Below are 20,228 nucleotides of genomic sequence, written 5' to 3'. Positions count from 1 at the left end.
TCAGCTCGAACATTTACCTTTTCTTTTTAAGTACATCGCATGACATCCAATAACGATATTCTTTTCGCTCGCGCACAAAAAAGCACACCGGGCGGCGTTAACTCGCCGGTGCGTGCCTTCCGCTCGGTTGGCGGCACACCGCGTTTTATTACTCGCGCTGAAGGTCCTTATTTTTGGGATGCCGACGACCGCCGCTATATTGACTACATAGGCTCATGGGGTCCGGCGATTGTCGGCCACGCACATCCGGACGTCGTCAAGGCAGTGCAGGATGCGGCCGTGCGCGGCTTGAGTTTCGGCGCGCCGACTGAAGGCGAAATCCAGATGGCGGAATTAATCTGCCAACTGGTGCCATCGATAGAACAGGTGCGTCTGGTTTCCAGCGGCACAGAAGCGGCGATGAGTGCCTTGCGTCTGGCACGTGGTGCAACCGGCCGCGACAAGATCATCAAGTTTGAAGGTTGTTATCACGGCCATGCTGATTCATTGTTGGTCAAAGCCGGTAGCGGTTTGCTGACCTTCGGTAATCCGACTTCGGCTGGCGTACCGGAAGATTTCGCCAAACATACATTGGTGCTCGACTATAACAATCCGCAACAATTAGTAGACACCTTCAAGGAAATCGGTGACCAGATTGCCTGCGTGATCGTCGAGCCGGTGGCCGGCAATATGAATCTCCTACCTGCCACACCTGAGTTCCTGCAAACCATGCGTCGCGTCTGCACGCAATATGGTGCGGTATTGATTTTCGATGAAGTGATGTCGGGCTTCCGCGTTGCGCTTGGCGGCGCACAATCGATTTACGATATCCAACCAGATCTGACCGTGTTGGGCAAAGTCATAGGTGGCGGTTTGCCAGTGGCCGCATTCGGTGGTCACCCCGATCTGATGCAGCATCTTGCTCCATTGGGCGGCGTGTATCAGGCCGGCACTTTGTCGGGCAATCCAGTTACTGTTGCGGCAGGTTTGGCAACATTGAAATTGATTCAGGCACCAGGCTTTTACACATCGCTGACAGCACAAACGACAAAACTGGTGACAGGTTTTACCGAAGCAGCGCGCGCGGCCAATATCGCATTCTCCGCCAATTCTGTGGGCGGCATGTTTGGCATATACTTCGCCGCAGAGAAACCGCTGTCTTATACAGAAATGATGAAGTGCGATACCGCGAAGTTCAATACCTTCTTCCACGCAATGCTGGATGCAGATGTATATCTGGCGCCGTCGGCATTCGAGGCTGGTTTCGTTTCAGCGCAACACAGTGACGATGTGATCAATGCAACGATAGCTGCGGCAACTGCAGCTTTCGCAAAACTGTAAAACGAACAGTCAGTATTAGCTGAACCACTCAATAAAAAAGCGCCTTGATCGGCGCTTTTTTATTTTCGAAATTACAGCTCACGATTAACGTAACCAGCCACGTTTGCGGAAATACAGCATAGGCACGACCGCACTCGCCGCCATCAAAATCACTGTGTATAAATAGCCGTAATTACCGAAGAACTCCAGCTCCGGGAAGTACTTCATGTTCATGCCGTAAATACTCGCGATCAGCGTCGGCGGCAGTAAAGCCACGCTGGCAACCGAGAAGATTTTGATGATTTTGTTCTGGTTAATGTTAATGAAACCGACGGTCGCATCCATCAAAAAGTTGATCTTGTCGAACAGGAAAGCCGTGTGTCCGTCTAGCGATTCGATATCACGCATGATCTGACGCGCTTCCTCAAACTGCTCCGAACTCAGCAAACGACCGCGCATCAGAAAACTGACTGCGCGTCGCGTATCCATCATGTTGCGACGTATGCGTCCGTTCAAATCTTCTTCATGCGCCATCGCATTCAGTGCGGTTGCTGCATCCTGATCGGTGATTTCCTTTTGCAATACGCTTTTACTGACAGCTTCAAGACTTTGGTAAATGCCTTCCAACGCATCCGCAGAATACTCGGCATCCGTCGCATACAAATCCAGCAACACGTCTTTGTAATCATTAATTGATCCAGGTCGCGAACGCGCACGCATACGCACCAGGCGGAAAATCGGCAAGTCATCCGCATGGACAGAAAACAGCATGTCTCTGGCCAGGATAAAAGCCACCGTCACCACGCTCGATGGAGCGTCGTCTTCTCCCAGCAGGAAATCGGTACGCAAATGCAAGTCGCCATTTTCCGCTTCGTAATAACGTGCGGATGCTTCGATATCCTTGACTTCATCTTCGCCCGGCAAGGTTACGCCGTAAATGCCCTTGACCCAATCGCGCTCTGCATCATTCGGGTCGGTCAGATCGACCCATACTGGCGTGATGTTTTCCAGATCGGCGCGGCTGTCGATGTTGACTTGGCTCAGGCGACCATTCTGCAATACAAATACGTTAATCATAAGCTCTCCCAGTCGCGTCAGAAACACCAACCATCGCTGATGAAACACACAACTCATCCTACAGAGCAGACTCTGCAGTGGATTTAATTTTGAGGGAACGCGGCCATTAAACAAACTAAACAGGCCAGGACGCGACCACCCACCGAATCGGCGAGAGGCGCTATGGAGCGTGAGCGTTAAGCGCTATCTCGCAGATTGACCGTCAAAAACGGCGAACAACTTAAATAAGGACTACCCAAGACGGGTCTCCGGAAACGAAAACAGCGCAAGTGTACTGATAAGTCGAAAGGCTAGCAAGCCAGTCAACACGGTTTTTATCATCGAGTTATGCATTGAATCGGTCGCCTGCCGGATATGAACGTCATATCAGCGATATCGTTGACAATCGCTTAATGAATCACGGATAACATCAATTGAAACTTCTCTCGTACTTGATGAATGCGCAAGAAGATCAAGGTAAAGCGGCACCGTTCATGCGACGCAAAATCAGGTCCGTGCGACGGCCCAGATAACCGGTGCCGCGATGCGCATCGTAATAACGCGGATTAGGCAACATGACAGCGAGGCGCGCCGCCTGCTCCGAACTCAATTGCGCGGCTGATATACCGTAATAATGTTGAGCTGCAGCTTCGGCACCAAAAATCCCTACGCCCCATTCGACGACATTCAAATAGATTTCAAAGATGCGCTCCTTGTCCATCCAGAATTCGAGCATATAGGTAATGACCAACTCCTGGCCCTTGCGAACATAACTGCGATCGCCGGACAGGAAAAGATTTTTTGCCAGTTGCTGCGTAATGGTTGAACCGCCTGCGACAACCTTGCCTTTTTTGATATTTTTTTCGTAGGCTTTTTCCAGCGCTTCCCAGTCTATGCCTTCATGACCGGAAAAATTGGAATCTTCCGACGCGATGATCGCGCGCTTCAAGTTATTCGAAATGCGTTTGTACGGCACCCATTTGTGCTTGAGTTGTGCCTTCGGATTCTTGTCTTGAAGTGTTGAGAGTTGCTCGCGCATGAAGCTGGTCGAATCAGGATTGTGATTCACCCACCAGCCAATTTGCAAAAAGAAATACAACTGCACCAGCAGAACCAACAGCACGGGTACGAGGATCAGCCAAAACAACAGCTTGCGCATTATTTTCATTTTTATACGTTCAAATCGAAGCGCTTAGTGCGTTGCGTTGAAAAATACTGCATCCAAAAATTAGAGCCGCTCGCGCAATTCTGCAAACACGTCACTGGTTTCAGGTCGCACTCCACGCCATAGATAAAATGATTCAGCCGCCTGCTCAACCAACATGCCAAGGCCGTCACGCACGATGGCCCCATGCTGCTTGGCAAAGCGCATGAAAGCAGTCGGCTCCTTGCCGTACATCATGTCATAAGCCAGGGTATGCGCACCAAATACACGCGGCGAAATAGGTGGCACTTCCGATGCGAGACTCGCTGCCGTTGCATTGATCACGATATCGAAGGTATCTTCCACTTCGGCAAACTCACAAACCTTGAGCCGTGGTTGATTCGAAAACCGGTGCGCCAGATCCAGCGCCTTGGCATGAGTACGATTCGCCAATACCAATCTTGCCGGTTGTTCGCTCAACAAAGGCAGGATCACACCGCGTGCAGCACCACCTGCGCCCAGCAGCAGCACTGATTTGTTGGCGACAGCAATACCGGCATTACGCACAATGTCCGTTACCAAACCAATACCATCGGTGTTATCGCCCAGCATTTCAGTGCCGTCGAACTTCAAGGTATTGACCGCACCAGCAGCACGCGCTCGTTCAGTTAAAGTCGTCGCCAAGGCATACGCTTCCAGCTTGAATGGCACCGTCACATTCAAACCTTTGCCACCATTGCGGATGAAACTTTGCACGCTCGCAAGAAAGCCATCCAGCGGCGCCAACAGGCGATCGTATTGCAAGTCCTGCTGCGTTTGCGCGGCGAAGCGCGCATGAATATCTGGGGATTTGCTGTGTGCGATGGGATTGCCAATCACTGCATAGTGATCAACTTTAGCCTTTGCAGTACTCAAAGTCGCGCTCACTTATTGGCCTCGTGTTTCTGTTTGCAACGCATCGTCACGGGTAAAGCTGAAACGCGTGATGATTTCCCACACATCGTCTTTACCGGTCGAACGCATATTATCGGGGAATTTACCGAACGGCACCGAGCGTCGCACGATATTCAACGCAGCCTGATCCAGCGCAGCGTCACCGGACGATCGCTCAATGCGAGGCCCGCCATCCTTCATGTATATCGTACCGTCCTGAAAAATCGGAATATAAAGCACCAGATTGCCATATAACTTCTTGCCGTCTTTTTGCGGGAAGTTGAGCGTGCCGTATTTTTCGATTCGATCCTGAAACGCCTTGTAATACGCGGCATAACCAACTTCGCGCGTACTCGGCGTTACCTGGGTTTTCTTCGGACGCTTGTTGTAATCCTCGATATTGCGCGAAATTTCTGCTTCTCTGCGCAACAGCGCTTTCGCGCTATCCAGCATATCCATCGCATTACGTTGCGGCAGCACATCCTTGACCGGTTCTACATCGGTGACTTGCGGTGTACGGAAAGGTGTTTTCTTTTCCAGTTGCGCCAACAATTTTTGTTGCTGACGCTCCAGCTCTTCTACCTTGCGGCGTGATGCCTTGGCGCTTTCGCCATCTTCGCTTTTACGCAAATCCGGCAAAGGCGATTTGGCGCGACCTGCATCAGCATTGCCGCCACCATCCAGATTGGCTTGCGCCAGCGCATCGGCTTTCAAGGGTTGCTTGGCGTGCTTGGCGTTCACCAAAATTACCTCAAGACCAGGATCGGTAGGCTTGAACTTGAACGCTTCTGGCGCGGTGAAATGCACAGCCAGCAATGCCGCATGCGCCAGCACGGAAAACGTGACGGCGATGGCGAGTATGCGATTCTGGAAAAGTGACTTCACGCGTGCGATGGCTGACAATAATTGAAGGGATGAATTCTACGACAAAGCGCAGCCGAATTTAATGAACTTTCCATCCCCTATTCCGGCGCAACCGTAGCTGCGATTGCTGACGGCTCTTCCGTCGCTGCTGCAACTGCCTGTTCATCCGGCACCGGTTCGGCATCGCCTTCCAACAAATCTTCAGTCAGGTCGTCACCTAATTCTTCGTCCAACTCTGCATCCAGTTCGGCTGCGTTCGCACTTGCATCCTGCGTAATGTCTAGCAAGCGCGCTTCTATCGTCAGATCTACCTCATCCCAACGCAGCAAATCCAGTTTGACTTGCGAACCACGCGCGACTTGCGGCATGCCAGGCAATTTGATCACAAGTGGAATGTCGATCAGGCGCAGGATTTCCTCCTTCAAGACCGTCGCTTCGATTTTCAGATTGTCTTCCTGCGTTTGTACTTTAGCCTTTTCCTGACTCAACCAGCGCAGGCACCAGTAGCGTTCCATATCGGACTGGAATGCTGCATATGCACTATAAGCAGCATCGAACGCAGACACGATCGCAAACAAATCCGCATCGCGTTGCTTGAACGGCGCAACCAGCGGCGCTGTCACGCCATGCTCTATACATGCCAGAATCTGCCATTGATTGACCAAATCGGTATAACGACGCAAAGGCGATGTGCTCCACGCATATTGATCGACGCCCAGCCCCTGATGTGGCGCGGCATGCGTTTGCATGCGCACCTGCATCTTCGCTGCCCAACCATTGCCGGAACCGCCGCCCTGCGCCCTATAGATACCCGGCACGCCGTGCTCGTGCAGCAATTTACCCCAGCTACTGTTGGTAAGAATCGCCAGCTCGGCCACAATCTTGTCCAGCGGCGCACCGCGTTTGCGTCTTTGTATCGATACGATGTCATCTTCCACATAGAAGTTGAAATCGACGCGATTGTTTTGCTCCGGACGCAAGCCAAAACTTTCTCGTTTCGCCATGCGACCCTGTTCCAGAAACTGCGCCCACTTCCATAACAGCGCGATATCTTCCTTGTAGGGATAATCGCCCGCGTCTTTCGCAAGATTGTCTTCTGTTACATAGGCATCGAGATCGTTATGCCGCAGATTGGCAGCAATCGGCACGCGTTCAGCCCGCGTTTCACTGGCAATCACAGACCAGTCGGCCGGGTCCAACGTCACATACAGCGACAACGCGGGACACACTCGGCCTTCAGCCAGTGTGAACGCCTCGACCAATGCATCCGGCAACATGGTGATCTTGTCGCCCGGCATATACACGGTGGATAAACGTTGGCGCGCAATCGTGTCCAATGCATCATCGCGTTTGATACCCAGAGCAGGTGCAGCGATATGGATACCGACCTTGACCTTGCCGTCTGTCAGACGTGTGACCGACATCGCATCATCGATTTCCGTTGTAGTCACATCATCGATGGAAAATGCCTGCACATCGGCGAGCGGTAATTCAGGCAATGCTGGAATCGTGATTTCCGGAAAGCCTATGCCTTTAGGGAAAGAATCAAACAGGAATTTCGAGAAGTGCAAATCCTTGGCCGACTTGATACCACCCACAGCCAGCATCAAACGCTGTGGCGCAATCTGCATTTCACTGCATGCCGTATCCAGCGCCTTGTATTCGATGGAATTTTTGTCTGGCTTGAACAGCAATTGCAAAACCAGCGGACGCATCGCATCCGGCAATTTATGTGCTTTCAACTCTTCCACATACTGCGCTTGCACCAAACCTTGCAGGCGTTTCTTTTCCATTCCGGCCAAGGCGGCTTTCAACGACGCTTCCGGTGCTGCCTTGTAACGGCCTTTTCCTTTTTTATAGAAATAAACAGGTGCGGCGTGCAGACGCAAGATCAAACCGGCCGCTTCATGCGGCTTGGGCGCATGACCAAAATATTCGGTACCCAATTCGGCAAAACCGAATTCATCCTGACCCGCAACTTCCCACAAAAAATCCAAATCGATCTCTGCTGCAATCGCTTGCGCATCCGTCATGAACTCGCTTGGTGACGGCGCAGAAAATTGCAACAACACATCTTTAGCGCGGACCTTGGTGCGCTTACCCGAAGGCATTTCAACCTGATATGCCTCGCCTTGCTGCGACATAGCGACGCCGGCCTTGAAATCACCGGATTCATCAAAAAATAGATTCATTCAATACTTTGCTTATTAATGTGTTCTTGGAACAGGTTCACTTGCTGATCGATCTCACTGCCGAGTCGATTACTTAATTTGTTGAGCGCATTTTCAATTGCGCTGACTTTGCCGAATATTCTTTATCTCAGGCAAAAATACTTCTGTTACGAGCAACAAGCCATTGCCACGTTTGTATAAACAACGGCGCGCAAACAAGGGACCGTGCAAAACGACGCCTAAAGCCGCCGCCGCACGCAACACCAGTGGGTGTTGCGCATGCAAGCGTGCATATTGCAGTTCACCGCGTACTACACGCGGGTCACCGAATAAAGTGGTGCCCAGCGAGCGTTCACCCAGTCGGCCGAAAAACGGCCAGTCGGATGCCGTAGCAGAAAGCGGCACTATCGTATGCGCATACACGATCGCTTTTTCATCGCAACGTAATAGCACTTCGCGCTCCTGAACTTGCGTGCGGCGTGGCAAAGCAACTTCTGCAAATTCATCTGCCAGCACCAGCGCATGCTGCTGCGCCAAACGCTGTACACGAAAACGTTCGCAACGCGCGATCAACTTTTTCGTCAATGACATGGAATCAGTCAACCATGCGCGCATTTGCGGCGAAGCGTGCACGCCATTCACATGCGAAAACCACTGCGCCTGCAACAAAGAACGAGAGGCGCAACGACTCTTCACACGATGAATCAATCGACTCACTGAACAGCTCCGGCATCGACACCGCAGAACGCCAACACCTCACCCGCGTATTCAGAAAAATCGGAAATGCCGTGATCGCTGCCTTCAATAATATGCTGTCTGGCGTTGGCGAACTGCGCCACCATTTCTCGATAATCCAGCAACTCATCACCAGTCGCGGCGATTAAATAATAGCGTTCCGGATGCGTGATGCGTTCGACTGCCAGCGCCTTCAATTCGTCAATATACGCGGCCTTGAATTCAAATGGCTCATTCGTGTGATATTGCGTTTTGACACCAACTTGCGTCGCCAGATCGCGCGCTGCAAATACTGCAGGATTGAGCAAAACGGCACGGCATCCCAATTTTTCTGCCAGCCATGTTGCGTAATATCCGCCCAGCGATGAGCCAATCAGCGTCAGTTCTGATGGGTCAACTTTGCTGGCAATATCCAGTGCCAGTTCCACCGCTGCGCGCGGCGATGCCGGCAATTGCGGGCAAAGGTATTCATCGCCGCGACCAAGCGCCTGCATCTGCGCAGCCAGCAAACTGGTTTTAGATGATTGCGGGGACGAACGAAAGCCATGCAGATACAAAATCATGGCGCGAGTGCATCCAGAATTTTTTGATGTACACCACCAAAGCCACCGTTGCTCATGACCAGGATCTGGTCGCCGGCTTGCGCACTTTTTGCGATGCTTGCTACCAGCGCATTCAAATCATTGAAAGCCTGGCCTTTGTCGCCCAAAGGCGCGAGCGCTTCGCCCAAATCCCAGCCAAGAGCGTCCTTGCCGTTACCGCTGGCACCGTAACCGAAGACCAGATCAGCATCGACCAGACTACCGGGCAAAGCTTCTTTCATCGTGCCCAGCTTCATAGTATTCGAACGTGGCTCCAACACGGCCAGGATGCGCGACTTGCCGACTTTTTTGCGCAAACCGGCAACCGTGGTTGCAATCGCAGTCGGATGATGCGCGAAGTCGTCATAGACCGCGATATCGTTCACCACGCCGCGCAATTCCATGCGACGTTTGACGTTTTCAAACTGACCTAAAGACGCAATCGCCTGCGCCGGCACCACGCCGACGTGGCGCGCAGCGGCAATCGCTGCCAATGCATTCATGCGATTGTGTTCGCCTGTCAAAGCCCAGTTCACCGTGCCTTGTTTTTCACCATTGAAGAAGACATCGAAATTACCGTCGTCATGCGTCGTGATGGCCCAGTCGCTTTTTTCTTCAGTGCCAAACCATTCGGTTTCACTCCAGCAACCGCGCTTGATGACGCGCTGAAGAGATTCTTCGCGCGCATTGGCGACCACGCGACCAACGCCGGGCACTGTACGCACCAAGTGATGAAATTGCGTTTCGATCGCAGCCAGATCAGGGAAGATATCGGCGTGATCGAATTCCAGATTATTCAAAATTGCAGTTTTTGCGCGGTAGTGAACGAACTTGCTACGCTTGTCGAAAAACGCCGTGTCATATTCATCCGCCTCAATGACGAAGAATGACGATTCCTTGCCGCTGCCGGACAAGCGTGCCGAAATGCCGAAGTTCATAGGCACACCGCCGATCAGGAAACCGGGATCGTAACCGGCATCTTCCAGTATCCACGCCAGCATCGACGAAGTCGTCGTTTTACCATGCGTACCGGCGACGGCGAGCACCCACTTACCTTGCAAAATGTGTTCACCTATCCATTGCGGGCCAGATGTGTAAGGCAGACCGCGATTGAGGATTTCTTCCATCAAGGGATTGCCGCGCGAGACGACGTTGCCGATCACGTATAAGTCTGGGTTCAGGTTGATTTGTTCGGGACCAAAACCTTCAATCAGCTTGATGCCCTGCGCTTCGAGCTGCGTACTCATGGGCGGATAGACATTGGCGTCACAACCGGTAACCGTGTGACCTGCGGCTTTTGCCAGCACTGCCAAACCACCCATGAAGGTGCCGCAAACGCCAAGTATGTGAATATGCATTGTACAATTTCGGATTGGAATAACGAGATTTTACCCGACGATGGGCTGCTGCCGGCGGGAGTATCATTCACGCATGTCAACTCACTCCCTGTCCAACACCGAATTGCTGCGCGCCGAAATCGCCGCAGCCGCAGCCCGCATGATTGCCGAAGATGGCGTCGACTACGGCACGGCCAAGCGCAAGGCCGCCAAACAGATACTAGGCAACAACAAAGTTCGTGGCGACGTCTTGCCCGACAATGCGATGCTGGAAGAAGAAGTACGTCTATATAACGAATTATTCTTTGGCGACACGCAACCGGCGCGACTTTTGCATTTGCGCAATCTGGCCGTGCGCCTCATGGCTGAGTTGATGCCGTTCCAGCCACATTTGACTGGTGCAGTGTTGAACGGTACGGCTGGTGAACATTCCGATATCCACCTTCAGTTATTTTCTGAGAGTCCGAAAGACGTCGAAATCTACCTGCTGAATAAAGGCATCGACTTCGAAGTATCCGAATCCAGCCACTTCAAAGGCCGCAGCGAGCCGGTGGAAACCCTCAGCTTCATGTGGCAGCAGGAAGGCGTACACCTTGCACTCTATGAAACCGACGACCTGCGCGGCGCGGTCAAAAAATCTGCCTCCGGACGGCAAGAACGCGCGGATATCGAGTTTGTACGTGCACTTATATTAGAAAGCGAACAGAAATGAAGCGAAATGTCCTGTTAGTTGGCGCCATTGCCCTGATTTTTGCCAGCATCGGCTTGTATTTCGGCTCTCGGCATCACATGCCAGCGGAGCCGGAATCCGCTGCTGTTGCTTCCTTTTTGGCGCAGGAAATGACGGATGCCGACGGCAAGACACACAAGCTCGCGCAATGGCAGGGCAAAACGCTGATTGTTAATTTTTGGGCAACCTGGTGCGCGCCCTGCGTGGAAGAAATGCCGGAACTGACTGCACTGCAAACCGAACTGGCGCCAAAAGGTATTCAGATCCTGGGCATAGGCATAGATTCGCCCAGCAATATTCGCGAGTTTGCTGCCAAATATAAAATCACTTACCCCTTATATATGGCCGGAATGACCGGCACCGATCTATCTAGGCAGTTCGGCAATCAAACCGGCGGCCTGCCATTTACCGTGATCATCGGACCTAAAGGCGATGTCAAAAAGACATACTTGGGACGATTGAAAATGGATCAGTTGCGCGCAGATATACACGCTCTTTAGCACGAGCGCAGGATTTGTCCTTGCCAAGGATAGTCATTTAGCGGCAAAATGCGGCCATCGTCGTCAAACGGAGTTGCATCTCCATGGCAAAAAACATTCTTTTATTGAACGGCCCCAACCTGAATCTATTAGGTTCGCGCGAGCCTGAGGTCTATGGATCTACCACTTTGGCAGATGTCGAGCGCGCGGCGCTTGAGCAAGCCAGTCTAGGCGGCGCCAAGCTTACAGCGTTTCAAAGCAACCATGAAGGTGCACTGATAGATCGCATACAGGCTGCAAAAAAAGAAGGCATTGATGCGATTGTCATCAATCCGGGCGGATTAACGCATAGCAGCGTATCATTGCGCGACGCATTGACTGGGGTCGCGATCCCCTTTGTTGAAGTACACATATCGAATATTCATCAGCGCGAGAATTTTCGCCACCATTCCTATCTGTCCGGCATCGCCGTCGGCGTGATCTGCGGATTGGGTGTTGACGGCTACACAGCCGCCATCGCATTCGCACTCAAAAAGCTCTAATTTCTTCCATTTTCTGGCAAATGCCTTATAATTGCCGGCATCTTTAATCATAAAAATTAAATCTCCAAGGAATTTCACATGGATTTACGCAAGCTCAAGACCCTGATTGATTTGGTCGCAGAATCGGATATAGCAGAACTGGAAGTCACCGAAGGCGAAAGCAAAGTTCGCATCGTCAAGTCGTCGCCAGTACCGCAAAACCAGGTTGTCATGATGCAGCCGCAAGGTGGCCAGCAGTACGCCCCGGCAGCCGCACCAGTTGCAGCGCCGGTCGCTGCCGCAGCACCAGTTGCCGCAGTGCCAGCAGGTCATGTCGTCAAATCGCCTATGGTCGGCAGCTTCTATCGCTCCTCCGCTCCAGGTTCGCCGTCATTCGTCGAAGTCGGCTCGGTAGTGAAAGAAGGCGACACCCTGTGCATTATTGAAGCAATGAAACTGTTGAATGAAATCGATGCGGACGCTTCCGGCGTCATCAAGGAAATTCTGGTCGAAAACGGTCAGCCAGTTGAGTTCGGTCAACCGTTATTCATCATCGGCTGAGATTGAAATCAGGGAGCTTAGGCATAGATGCCGCTCCCGCTTTCAAGCCGGTTGATTTGATTCCATCCTTATAACGACGAGTCCCGTTCCCACTATGTTTGAAAAAATTCTCATTGCCAATCGCGGTGAAATCGCGCTCCGTATCCAGCGCGCTTGCCGAGAAATGGGCATCAAAACCGTGGTCGTCCATTCCGAGGCGGACCGCGACGCCAAATACGTCAAGCTGGCCGACGAATCTGTCTGCATCGGCCCTGCCCCATCTACACTCAGCTATCTGAACATGCCTGCGATCATCAGCGCGGCAGAAGTCACCGATGCCGAAGCGATCCATCCTGGTTACGGTTTCCTGTCTGAAAACGCTGACTTTGCAGAACGCGTAGAACAATCCGGTTTTGTCTTCATCGGCCCACGTTCCGAATCTATCCGCATGATGGGCGACAAAGTATCGGCCAAACAAGCGATGATCAAGGCTGGCGTACCATGTGTACCAGGCTCGGAAGGCGCATTGCCGGAAGATACCAAAGCGATCATTCAGACTGCACGCCAGATAGGCTATCCAGTCATCATCAAGGCGGCTGGCGGCGGCGGCGGACGCGGCATGCGCGTAGTGCATACCGAAGCGGCATTGTTGAATGCAGTAACCATGACAAAAACGGAAGCCGGCGCTGCATTCGGTAATCCAGAAGTCTATATGGAGAAGTACCTGGAAAATCCGCGTCACGTGGAAATTCAGATTCTGGCTGACGAACACAAGAACGCAGTATGGCTGGGTGAGCGCGATTGCTCCATGCAACGTCGCCATCAAAAAGTACTGGAAGAAGCACCAGCGCCAGGCATTCCACGCAAAACCATAGAACGCATAGGCGATCGTTGCGCCGAAGCCTGCCGCAAAATGGGTTATCGCGGCGCAGGTACGTTTGAATTCCTGTACGAAAACGGCGAGTTCTATTTCATCGAAATGAATACCCGCGTACAGGTTGAACATCCGGTCACAGAAATGATTACCGGCATCGATATCGTGCAAGAACAGATACGCATCGCCGCCGGCGAAAAATTGCGCTATCGCCAACGCGATATCGTATTGAACGGCCATGCAATCGAATGCCGTATCAATGCCGAAGATCCATTCAAGTTCACGCCATCACCAGGCAAGATCGTTTCATGGCATGCGCCAGGTGGCCCAGGCATACGCGTCGACTCGCACGCTTACGCTGGTTACTACGTACCGCCAAACTACGACTCGATGGTAGGCAAAGTTATTTCTTATGGCGCGACGCGCGAACAAGCAATCAAGCGCATGCAAATTGCCTTGTCTGAAATGGTGGTCGAGGGCATTCTCACCAACATTCCTTTGCATCGCGAATTGATGGTGGATGCACGCTTCATCGAAGGCGGCACCAACATTCACTACCTTGAACAAAAACTGGCGGAAAAACCGGACTTGTCGAAAAAAGGATAATCGACGGACGCAAGCTCCTCGATTTCACTTAAGGTAATACGCCGGACTGGGGCCGTAACGACAGCGAATCTGTTGTTACGGCCCACATCAATTACAATCCATCATCCCGCCGAGTCAGGCATCCAGCCAATATAATAGGCTGGCCAAGTAATTCATTGAGGTATTCATGAGCTGGACCGAAATTGTCATCGAAGTCGCCCGTACGCATGCGGAATCCTTGTCCGATGCATTGATGGACGCCGGTGCATTATCGGTCTCGGTAGAAGATGCCGATTTCGGCACGGACGCTGAACAACCGCTGTTTGGCGAACCCGGTATGGAACCCAAAGAAGCCGCGTGGGAAAACAGCCGCGTCGTCGCATTAACCTCAGCCGACGCAGATCAAACCGCAATCGTCGCTGCTGCCGCCAGTACTGTTGGACTGACAGCGAGCGATGTGAAATTCACCTTGCGAAAGGTCGAAGATCAGGATTGGGTACGCTTGACCCAATCGCAGTTCGAACCTATTCATATCGGCAAAAATATCTGGGTTGTACCTAGCTGGCATGACGCCCCCGATCCAGATGCACTAGTGCTGGAACTCGACCCTGGCCTCGCCTTCGGCACCGGCAGCCATCCGACTACGCGCCTATGCATGGAATGGCTGGAAGCGAATGCGCCTGTAGATTTGACCGTGCTCGATTATGGTTGCGGCTCTGGCATTCTGGCAATGGTTGCCAAAAAACTGGGCGCAGAAAAAGTCATAGGCATAGACATCGATCCGCAAGCAATTGAATCCGCCGTATTCAATACGGAACGCAATCATTGCGATGTCGCATATTATGTACCGGATGAATTTGCAGAATCCGGTCACGCGCACACTTTCGATGTCGTCGTCGCCAACATCCTCGCCAACCCATTAAAACTGATGGCGCCTATGCTGGCCGGACGCGTCAATCCTGGCGGACAACTGGTCTTATCCGGCGTACTGGCCACACAAGTTGACGAAGTCGCCGCAGCTTACGCGCCTTTCATAGCATTGACGGTGTGGGCAGAGCACGAAGGCTGGGTTGCATTGGCAGGTCGTTCATCTGCCGCACAATCGTCAGACAGCAACTAGCAAACGCCATGGCACTCGCGACGCAATGTCCCCACTGCCAAACGACGTTCCGCGTCGTACATGACCAATTGAAGTTGCGCGCAGGCTTGGTACGCTGTGGCCACTGCAAGGAAATCTTCAACGGCATCGAACATTTGCTGCCGCCACCGGATGCAGAGTCGACCGAAAAAATTTCAAGCGCGGTTGAGCCTGCTGTCGTCGCCACTCATCCCAATGAATTCGTCGCTGAACAAACAGTAGAAGAGCCTTCGCTTGCTACCGCTGCAGACGAACCAACATCATCTGCAGCCACCGTAGTTGTAGAAGATGACATTGAGGCAGAGGCGAACCGCACTCCTAGTGACCAGATTGACTTCGACATTCCCGATTCATTCGAACCCGAAATCGATAGTGAACCGCAGCAGTCGGTGGAACCAGAAACAAGTAAACGCGAAGATCCTTTACAGCGCATGACGCTGGTCGATTTCACGCGTGAATATCCGGAAGAAAACGACAGCACCGAACAAAAAAATACAGGCGAGCGGGAACTCAGCAACGCAGAAGATAGACCAACTTTCGATCCGCACAGCAAGGATGAGCTGGACGAGGCTATCGAAGACTTGCAACGCAAACCCTGGCGCAGCAACAAAAAATCGGCCAAGGCAAAAACCAGACGCATTCAAGCAGAGCCAGAATCGATTGAAGACGATGAGCCCACCTTCGTCAAACGCGGTCGCCGCATACAACGGCTGGACAAAAAGCTGCGCATCGCAATCGGCATCGCCTGCTTTATTCTCTTGATTGCCGCGCTGGTACAAGCCACATATTTATTCCGCAATCAGATCGCCGGCATGTTCCCGCAAGCCAAACCATTCCTCACTCAGCTGTGTGATGCGCTTGCCTGCAGCATAGAATTGCCGACGCAAATTACTGCGGTTTCGATCGAATCCAGCGAGTTGCAAACTCTTGCCGAAAACAAGGATACGTTTGTACTCACTACACTGCTGCGCAATTACAGTGACACTCTACAAGCATGGCCGCATATAGAACTGACTCTGAACGATGCAAACGAAAAGCCGCTCTTGCGCCGCGTCTTCAAACCTGGCGATTATCTGACCGAGAGTGAAGTACGCAAGGGATTTGCCGCAAGTAGCGAACACAGCGTCAAACTGTCTTTTGAACTGGCGCAAATCAAGGCATCTGGTTATCGCGTCTACTTGTTTTATCCTTGAGCATCCAATCTGCTTGCAGATATGAGCGCTAATGCAAGATCACTTTTCATATTTTGGCCCACGCCAACGATCACCGTGCCAATCAGGCGCAGTGTATGATTGCGACCAATTTCCCATTCCCATTTACTTCTATAAATTAAGTCCATGAAATCACTCATCTGCGGCTCCCTCGCCTTCGATACAATCATGTCGTTCCAAAGCCGTTTTTCTGAAGCCTTGCTGGCGGACCAACTGCATAAAATCAATGTGTGCTTTTTTGTGCCGGAAATGCGCCGTGAGTTTGGCGGCTGTGCCGGCAATATCGCGTATAACCTGAAGCTGCTCGGCGGCGACCCAGTCATCATGGCGACCATCGGTCAGGATGGAGCAAGCTATCGCGCACATCTGGAAAAACTGCAGATTTCGCAGCAATGTATCAAAACGATCGATACTTCCTATACCGGCCAGGCCTTCATCACGACCGATACTGACAGCAACCAGATCACGGCGTTTCACCCAGGCGCGATGACATTCGCGCACGAGAATACGGTTGCACAAGCTGGTGAGGTCGCAATCGCCATCATTGCACCGGATGGCCGCGATGGCATGCTGCAGCATGCACAACAATGCGCAGACTTGAACGTGCCGTTCATCTTCGACCCGGGCCAGGGTTTGCCTATGTTTAACGGCGACGAACTGAAACAGTTCATTGACCTGGCAACCTATGTTGCTGTGAATGATTACGAAGCAGAGTTATTGACCGAGCGCACCGGCTTGTCGCTGGCACAAATTGCAGAACGCGTCACCGCACTGGTGGTCACGCGTGGTGAACAAGGTGCAGACATTTTCACCGGTGGTGAACACCTCGCGATTCCATGCGTAAAAGTAGGTAAGGTTGTGGATCCAACCGGTTGCGGCGATGCATTCCGCGCCGGCATGTTGTTCGGCTTGACGAACAATCTGGATTGGGCGACGACTGGACGTTTGGCAAGTTTGATGGGCTCAATCAAGATTACCCATCAGGGCCCGCAAAATCACGTCTTTTCACGCGTCGAAATTGAAGACCGTTTCCACCAAGCCTTCGGCTATCGCTTCTAAGATTGGTTCTAGGATGTCATCCTGCTGGCGGCACTCAGCCGTCAGCAGAGACCCTCGAAATTCTTACAGCAGTGACGCAACGATAGTCGTCACTAGTTCAATCGCAATTCGCAGCAATATCAAGGCTACCAGCGGCGACAAATCGATAGTTCCCAGCAGCGGTACTATCCGGCGCAAAGGCCGCATCAGCGGATCATTCAGGGCACGTACAAACGGTGCCAATGGTGCATGTGGATTGACCCAGCTGAAAATTACTTCTATCAGCAACAAGCCTATCAAACCGTACAACGCCCACTGACAAATACGCAGAACCGTCAACAGCAAAATCGCATGCGGCGCAAAAGCACCGCGCAACCAAACTTCAAATGCCGTGGCGACCAATGCCACCAGGAACGCGCCTATCAAACTGGCCCAATCGTAACCGCCTGCGCCCGGCAATATGCGTCGTAGCGGCCGTACCAGCCAATCCGTCAATTGATACGTAAATTGCGCAATCTCCATCGGAGGACGCACGCGGACCGCCTGCATCCAGAATCTGAGTAACAAGGCGCCCGCCAGCACGATGGCGACGGTATCGATAATCAGTGCAAATATACTGTCCAGCACAAAGACTCCTTCAAAAAAAAAACCGCTGTGCGACGTAAGCCACACAGCGGATTGTGCCCGAATTTAATCAGGCTCACCCAAGCGAACCTGGATTTACGGACGTGTGCCCGTTGGAAACGGCCAAGCCGCTGCCGGGTTCAATACCGTTTTTACCGCAGGTGCTGCGACTGCTGCAGGTTTAGCTGCAGGCTTTTTAGGCGCTGCTTTTTTAGCGGCAGGCTTCTTAGCTACTGCTTTTTTAGCAACCGGCTTTTTAGGCGCTGCTTTTTTAGCTGCAGGCTTCTTGGCTGCTGCTTTTTTAGCGACGACCTTCTTTACCGCTTTTTTAGCTGCAGGGTTTTTGGCTGCTGCTTTTTTGGCGGCAGGTTTTTTAGCTGCTGCTTTTTTTACGACTTTTTTTACCGCTTTTTTAGCGACCGGTTTTTTAGCGACGACTTTCTTTACCGCTTTTTTAGCAACTGCTTTTTTTACCGCTTTTTTAACTACTTTTTTAGCGACGACTTTCTTTACCGCTTTTTTAGCAACTGCTTTTTTTACCGCTTTTTTAGCGACGACTTTCTTTACCGCTTTTTTAGCAACTGCTTTTTTCGCTACTGGCTTCTTGGCGACTGCCTTTTTAGCCACTGGCTTTTTAGCTGCTGCTTTTTTAGCGACAGGTTTTTTAGCTACTGCTTTTTTGGCGGCCGGTTTCTTGGCTGCTGGTTTTTTTGCTGCTGTTGCCATTTTGTTTCTCCTTCACGTGATGGAAAAAATCAAGCTTCTATTGGAAACCCGCCGACCCCATCGCGATGGGACTGGCGGATTATTCATCGGCACAAGCGTACTCTTGCTTGCGCTAATGAATTTGGCACCAGCTGAACTGCTGCATCCCCTCACTTATGCAGCACTTCAGCCTTACATGGCTAGGTATTTCCCGTAGCACTGCTACGGCTATAGCCAAAAAAAACGCCAGCACTCGTGCCGGCATTGGAATTCTGTTTCAGAAAAAACAAACCTTTTTTAAAAGAAAAAGCCGCCACACCTGACTGAATCAGGTGGTGCGGCTTGAGCAGATGAGATCTTATAGGTCTTCTACTGTTCATTAAATTTGGTTGTTGCCTTTCCTGTTTTTGCAGTCTGGTGATTCATATTTATGCGACTGCACATTTAAGGTTCTGCTCAACTTGCTTATTCCCAGTTGAGCGCGCCACCTGTCTGGTATTCGATGACACGTGTCTCAAAAAAGTTGCGCTCTTTTTTCAGATCGATCATTTCGCTCATCCAAGGGAAAGGGTTTTCCTCTTGTTCGAACATCGGTTCCAAACCGATTTGTTGCGCACGACGATTTGCGATAAATCTCAAATAGCCTTTGAACATCGGAGCATTCAGTCCAAGCACTCCACGCGGCATTGTATCCTCTGCGTAACGATATTCCAACTCTACTGCGCGTAAAAACAACGCTTTGATCTCTTCGCGAAATTGCGGCGTCCACAAATGCGGATTTTCGAGCTTGATTGTGTTGATCAAATCGATCCCGAAATTGCAGTGCATCGATTCATCGCGCAGGATGTATTGATACTGTTCTGCTGCACCCATCATTTTATTTTGACGACCGAGCGCGAGGATTTGCGCGAAGCCGACATAGAAGAACAAGCCTTCCATCAAGCACGCAAATACGATCAGCGAACGCAATAATGTTTGATCAGTCTCAACTGTGCCGGTTTTAAATTGCGGATCGGTCAGGACTTCGATAAACGGAATCAGGAATTGATCCTTGTCGCGTATCGATTCGATTTCGTTGTAGGCGTTGAAGATCTCACCTTCGTCCAGACCCAGCGACTCGACGATGTACTGGTATGCATGCGTGTGAATCGCTTCTTCAAATGCCTGGCGCAACAGGTACTGGCGGCATTCAGGCGCAGTAATGTGGCGGTAAGTACCGAGCACGATATTGTTGGCAGCCAGAGAATCGGCGGTGACGAAAAAGCCCAGATTGCGCTTCACCAGACGACGTTCGTCTTCGGTCAGGCCGTTCGGATTTTTCCACAGCTCGATGTCGCGCTGCATGTTGATCTCTTGCGGCATCCAGTGGTTTGCGCAACCGGCCAGATATTTGTCCCATGCCCATTTGTATTTAAACGGCACCAGCTGATTAACGTCTGTCTGGCCATTGATGATGCGCTTGTCAGCCGCATCCATGCGGCGTGTTGGATCAATTGCAGCGGCTGGCTTTGCCATCAACGCAGGATTCAGGGCGACATCTTGATGTGCCTGTACGCGTTGCGCTGCTGCGTCGCGAACTTGTTGCAGTGCTGGTTGCAATGCCGGCTGCGGTGCTACTGGCTTTGCTTCTTCATCCCAACTTAGCATGATGTATTTCCTTAAT

The 20,228-nt window shown here is 51.7% G+C and carries 21 protein-coding genes; 9 read left to right on the top strand and 12 right to left on the bottom strand.

Features of this window, described 5'->3' with window-relative positions; genetic code table 11:
* Nucleotides 1-39 precede the first annotated feature (39 nt).
* On the top strand, nucleotides 40-1,320 hold the full coding sequence (gene hemL, locus Hfont_RS04090; protein WP_112990920.1) for a glutamate-1-semialdehyde 2,1-aminomutase: 1,281 nt from the start codon (nucleotides 40-42) through the stop codon (nucleotides 1,318-1,320).
* A gap of 84 nt (nucleotides 1,321-1,404) precedes the next feature.
* On the opposite strand, the gene corA is transcribed toward hemL, so the two are convergent.
* The 8 genes from corA to mpl form a co-directional block, all read right to left on the bottom strand.
* Nucleotides 1,405-2,376, bottom strand: coding sequence for a magnesium/cobalt transporter CorA (gene corA, locus Hfont_RS04085; RefSeq protein ID WP_112990919.1), 972 nt, complete (start codon nucleotides 2,374-2,376; stop codon nucleotides 1,405-1,407).
* A gap of 451 nt (nucleotides 2,377-2,827) precedes the next feature.
* Nucleotides 2,828-3,523 (bottom strand): monofunctional biosynthetic peptidoglycan transglycosylase, encoded by a 696-nt coding sequence (gene mtgA / locus Hfont_RS04080; RefSeq protein WP_112990918.1) that lies wholly within the window; start codon nucleotides 3,521-3,523, stop codon nucleotides 2,828-2,830.
* A 60-nt stretch (nucleotides 3,524-3,583) separates the two neighbouring features.
* Nucleotides 3,584-4,426, bottom strand: a complete 843-nt coding sequence (aroE, locus tag Hfont_RS04075; RefSeq protein WP_241523004.1) for a shikimate dehydrogenase — start codon at nucleotides 4,424-4,426, stop codon at nucleotides 3,584-3,586.
* Nucleotides 4,427-5,317 carry a TonB C-terminal domain-containing protein gene (locus Hfont_RS04070; protein WP_112991699.1) on the bottom strand — a complete coding sequence of 297 codons (891 nt, stop codon included), beginning with the start codon at nucleotides 5,315-5,317 and terminating at the stop codon, nucleotides 4,427-4,429.
* Between the two features lie 77 nt (nucleotides 5,318-5,394).
* Entirely contained in the window at nucleotides 5,395-7,488 is a 2,094-nt protein-coding gene (locus Hfont_RS04065) for a ribonuclease catalytic domain-containing protein (protein WP_112990917.1), read from the bottom strand.
* A gap of 93 nt (nucleotides 7,489-7,581) precedes the next feature.
* Nucleotides 7,582-8,184, bottom strand: a complete 603-nt coding sequence (locus Hfont_RS04060; RefSeq protein WP_277739831.1) for a chorismate--pyruvate lyase family protein — start codon at nucleotides 8,182-8,184, stop codon at nucleotides 7,582-7,584.
* Entirely contained in the window at nucleotides 8,181-8,765 is a 585-nt protein-coding gene (locus Hfont_RS04055) for a YqiA/YcfP family alpha/beta fold hydrolase (protein ID WP_112990916.1), read from the bottom strand. The genes Hfont_RS04060 and Hfont_RS04055 overlap by 4 nt, the downstream gene beginning before the upstream one ends.
* Complete coding sequence (mpl, locus tag Hfont_RS04050) at nucleotides 8,762-10,141, bottom strand: UDP-N-acetylmuramate:L-alanyl-gamma-D-glutamyl-meso-diaminopimelate ligase (protein WP_112990915.1); 1,380 nt, start codon at nucleotides 10,139-10,141, stop codon at nucleotides 8,762-8,764. The genes Hfont_RS04055 and mpl overlap by 4 nt, the downstream gene beginning before the upstream one ends.
* A 73-nt stretch (nucleotides 10,142-10,214) precedes the next feature.
* On the opposite strand from mpl, the gene Hfont_RS04045 reads away from it, so the two are divergent.
* The 7 genes from Hfont_RS04045 (at nucleotide 10,215) to Hfont_RS04015 (ending at nucleotide 16,180) form a co-directional block, all read left to right on the top strand.
* Nucleotides 10,215-10,832, top strand: a complete 618-nt coding sequence (locus Hfont_RS04045; RefSeq protein WP_112990914.1) for a hypothetical protein — start codon at nucleotides 10,215-10,217, stop codon at nucleotides 10,830-10,832.
* Nucleotides 10,829-11,350 (top strand): TlpA disulfide reductase family protein, encoded by a 522-nt coding sequence (locus tag Hfont_RS04040; RefSeq protein WP_112990913.1) that lies wholly within the window; start codon nucleotides 10,829-10,831, stop codon nucleotides 11,348-11,350. The genes Hfont_RS04045 and Hfont_RS04040 overlap by 4 nt, the downstream gene beginning before the upstream one ends.
* Nucleotides 11,351-11,433: 83 nt before the next feature.
* Nucleotides 11,434-11,871: a type II 3-dehydroquinate dehydratase gene (aroQ, locus tag Hfont_RS04035; protein ID WP_112990912.1), complete on the top strand. Its 438-nt coding sequence runs from the start codon at nucleotides 11,434-11,436 to the stop codon at nucleotides 11,869-11,871.
* Between the two features lie 78 nt (nucleotides 11,872-11,949).
* Nucleotides 11,950-12,411: an acetyl-CoA carboxylase biotin carboxyl carrier protein gene (accB, locus tag Hfont_RS04030; RefSeq protein ID WP_112990911.1), complete on the top strand. Its 462-nt coding sequence runs from the start codon at nucleotides 11,950-11,952 to the stop codon at nucleotides 12,409-12,411.
* Nucleotides 12,412-12,505: 94 nt separating this feature from the next.
* Entirely contained in the window at nucleotides 12,506-13,870 is a 1,365-nt protein-coding gene (gene accC / locus Hfont_RS04025) for an acetyl-CoA carboxylase biotin carboxylase subunit (protein WP_112990910.1), read from the top strand.
* A gap of 166 nt (nucleotides 13,871-14,036) precedes the next feature.
* Nucleotides 14,037-14,969: a 50S ribosomal protein L11 methyltransferase gene (gene prmA / locus Hfont_RS04020; protein ID WP_112990909.1), complete on the top strand. Its 933-nt coding sequence runs from the start codon at nucleotides 14,037-14,039 to the stop codon at nucleotides 14,967-14,969.
* An 8-nt stretch (nucleotides 14,970-14,977) separates the two neighbouring features.
* Entirely contained in the window at nucleotides 14,978-16,180 is a 1,203-nt protein-coding gene (locus Hfont_RS04015) for a DUF3426 domain-containing protein (protein ID WP_112990908.1), read from the top strand.
* Here the strand turns inward: Hfont_RS04015 and Hfont_RS15040 are convergent.
* Nucleotides 16,171-16,338, bottom strand: a complete 168-nt coding sequence (locus Hfont_RS15040) for a hypothetical protein (protein WP_162845859.1) — start codon at nucleotides 16,336-16,338, stop codon at nucleotides 16,171-16,173. The two genes, Hfont_RS04015 and Hfont_RS15040, sit on opposite strands and share 10 nt — an antisense overlap.
* On the opposite strand from Hfont_RS15040, the gene Hfont_RS04010 reads away from it, so the two are divergent.
* Nucleotides 16,325-17,257 carry a carbohydrate kinase family protein gene (locus tag Hfont_RS04010; RefSeq protein WP_112990907.1) on the top strand — a complete coding sequence of 311 codons (933 nt, stop codon included), beginning with the start codon at nucleotides 16,325-16,327 and terminating at the stop codon, nucleotides 17,255-17,257. The genes Hfont_RS15040 and Hfont_RS04010 overlap by 14 nt on opposite strands.
* A 63-nt stretch (nucleotides 17,258-17,320) precedes the next feature.
* Here the strand turns inward: Hfont_RS04010 and Hfont_RS04005 are convergent, their stop codons facing one another.
* The 3 genes from Hfont_RS04005 to Hfont_RS03995 all read right to left on the bottom strand — a co-directional run bounded on the left by Hfont_RS04005 (nucleotide 17,321) and on the right by Hfont_RS03995 (nucleotide 20,212).
* A complete protein-coding gene (locus Hfont_RS04005) occupies nucleotides 17,321-17,863 on the bottom strand; it encodes a YggT family protein (protein WP_112991697.1) in 543 nt (180 codons plus the stop codon).
* A gap of 93 nt (nucleotides 17,864-17,956) precedes the next feature.
* Nucleotides 17,957-18,586 carry a histone H1-like repetitive region-containing protein gene (locus Hfont_RS04000; RefSeq protein ID WP_112990906.1) on the bottom strand — a complete coding sequence of 210 codons (630 nt, stop codon included), beginning with the start codon at nucleotides 18,584-18,586 and terminating at the stop codon, nucleotides 17,957-17,959.
* Between the two features lie 444 nt (nucleotides 18,587-19,030).
* The gene (locus Hfont_RS03995) at nucleotides 19,031-20,212 is read right to left on the bottom strand and encodes a ribonucleotide-diphosphate reductase subunit beta (RefSeq protein WP_112990905.1); all 1,182 of its coding nucleotides are present in this window, start codon (nucleotides 20,210-20,212) and stop codon (nucleotides 19,031-19,033) included.
* Nucleotides 20,213-20,228 lie beyond the last annotated feature (16 nt).

The sequence above is a fragment of the Herminiimonas fonticola genome, assembly GCF_003293745.1.
In the GTDB taxonomy this organism is placed as follows: domain Bacteria; phylum Pseudomonadota; class Gammaproteobacteria; order Burkholderiales; family Burkholderiaceae_D; genus Oxalicibacterium; species Oxalicibacterium fonticola.
Note: the sequence above shows the minus strand (reverse complement) of the source record. Positions and strands in the feature narration are given on the sequence as shown.

What these genes read in the sequence shown, in the direction of transcription:
- hemL (WP_112990920.1), top strand. Translation starts at nt 40, where the DNA reads ATGACATCCAATAACGATATTCTTTTCGCTCGCGCACAAAAAAGCACA.
- corA (WP_112990919.1), bottom strand. Translation starts at nt 2,376, where the DNA reads ATGATTAACGTATTTGTATTGCAGAATGGTCGCCTGAGCCAAGTCAAC.
- mtgA (WP_112990918.1), bottom strand. Translation starts at nt 3,523, where the DNA reads ATGAAAATAATGCGCAAGCTGTTGTTTTGGCTGATCCTCGTACCCGTG.
- Hfont_RS04065 (WP_112990917.1), bottom strand. Translation starts at nt 7,488, where the DNA reads ATGAATCTATTTTTTGATGAATCCGGTGATTTCAAGGCCGGCGTCGCT.
- Hfont_RS04055 (WP_112990916.1), bottom strand. Translation starts at nt 8,765, where the DNA reads ATGATTTTGTATCTGCATGGCTTTCGTTCGTCCCCGCAATCATCTAAA.
- mpl (WP_112990915.1), bottom strand. Translation starts at nt 10,141, where the DNA reads ATGCATATTCACATACTTGGCGTTTGCGGCACCTTCATGGGTGGTTTG.
- Hfont_RS04045 (WP_112990914.1), top strand. Translation starts at nt 10,215, where the DNA reads ATGTCAACTCACTCCCTGTCCAACACCGAATTGCTGCGCGCCGAAATC.
- Hfont_RS04040 (WP_112990913.1), top strand. Translation starts at nt 10,829, where the DNA reads ATGAAGCGAAATGTCCTGTTAGTTGGCGCCATTGCCCTGATTTTTGCC.
- aroQ (WP_112990912.1), top strand. Translation starts at nt 11,434, where the DNA reads ATGGCAAAAAACATTCTTTTATTGAACGGCCCCAACCTGAATCTATTA.
- accB (WP_112990911.1), top strand. Translation starts at nt 11,950, where the DNA reads ATGGATTTACGCAAGCTCAAGACCCTGATTGATTTGGTCGCAGAATCG.
- accC (WP_112990910.1), top strand. Translation starts at nt 12,506, where the DNA reads ATGTTTGAAAAAATTCTCATTGCCAATCGCGGTGAAATCGCGCTCCGT.
- prmA (WP_112990909.1), top strand. Translation starts at nt 14,037, where the DNA reads ATGAGCTGGACCGAAATTGTCATCGAAGTCGCCCGTACGCATGCGGAA.
- Hfont_RS04015 (WP_112990908.1), top strand. Translation starts at nt 14,978, where the DNA reads ATGGCACTCGCGACGCAATGTCCCCACTGCCAAACGACGTTCCGCGTC.
- Hfont_RS04010 (WP_112990907.1), top strand. Translation starts at nt 16,325, where the DNA reads ATGAAATCACTCATCTGCGGCTCCCTCGCCTTCGATACAATCATGTCG.
- Hfont_RS15040 (WP_162845859.1), bottom strand. Translation starts at nt 16,338, where the DNA reads ATGAGTGATTTCATGGACTTAATTTATAGAAGTAAATGGGAATGGGAA.
- Hfont_RS04000 (WP_112990906.1), bottom strand. Translation starts at nt 18,586, where the DNA reads ATGGCAACAGCAGCAAAAAAACCAGCAGCCAAGAAACCGGCCGCCAAA.
- Hfont_RS03995 (WP_112990905.1), bottom strand. Translation starts at nt 20,212, where the DNA reads ATGCTAAGTTGGGATGAAGAAGCAAAGCCAGTAGCACCGCAGCCGGCA.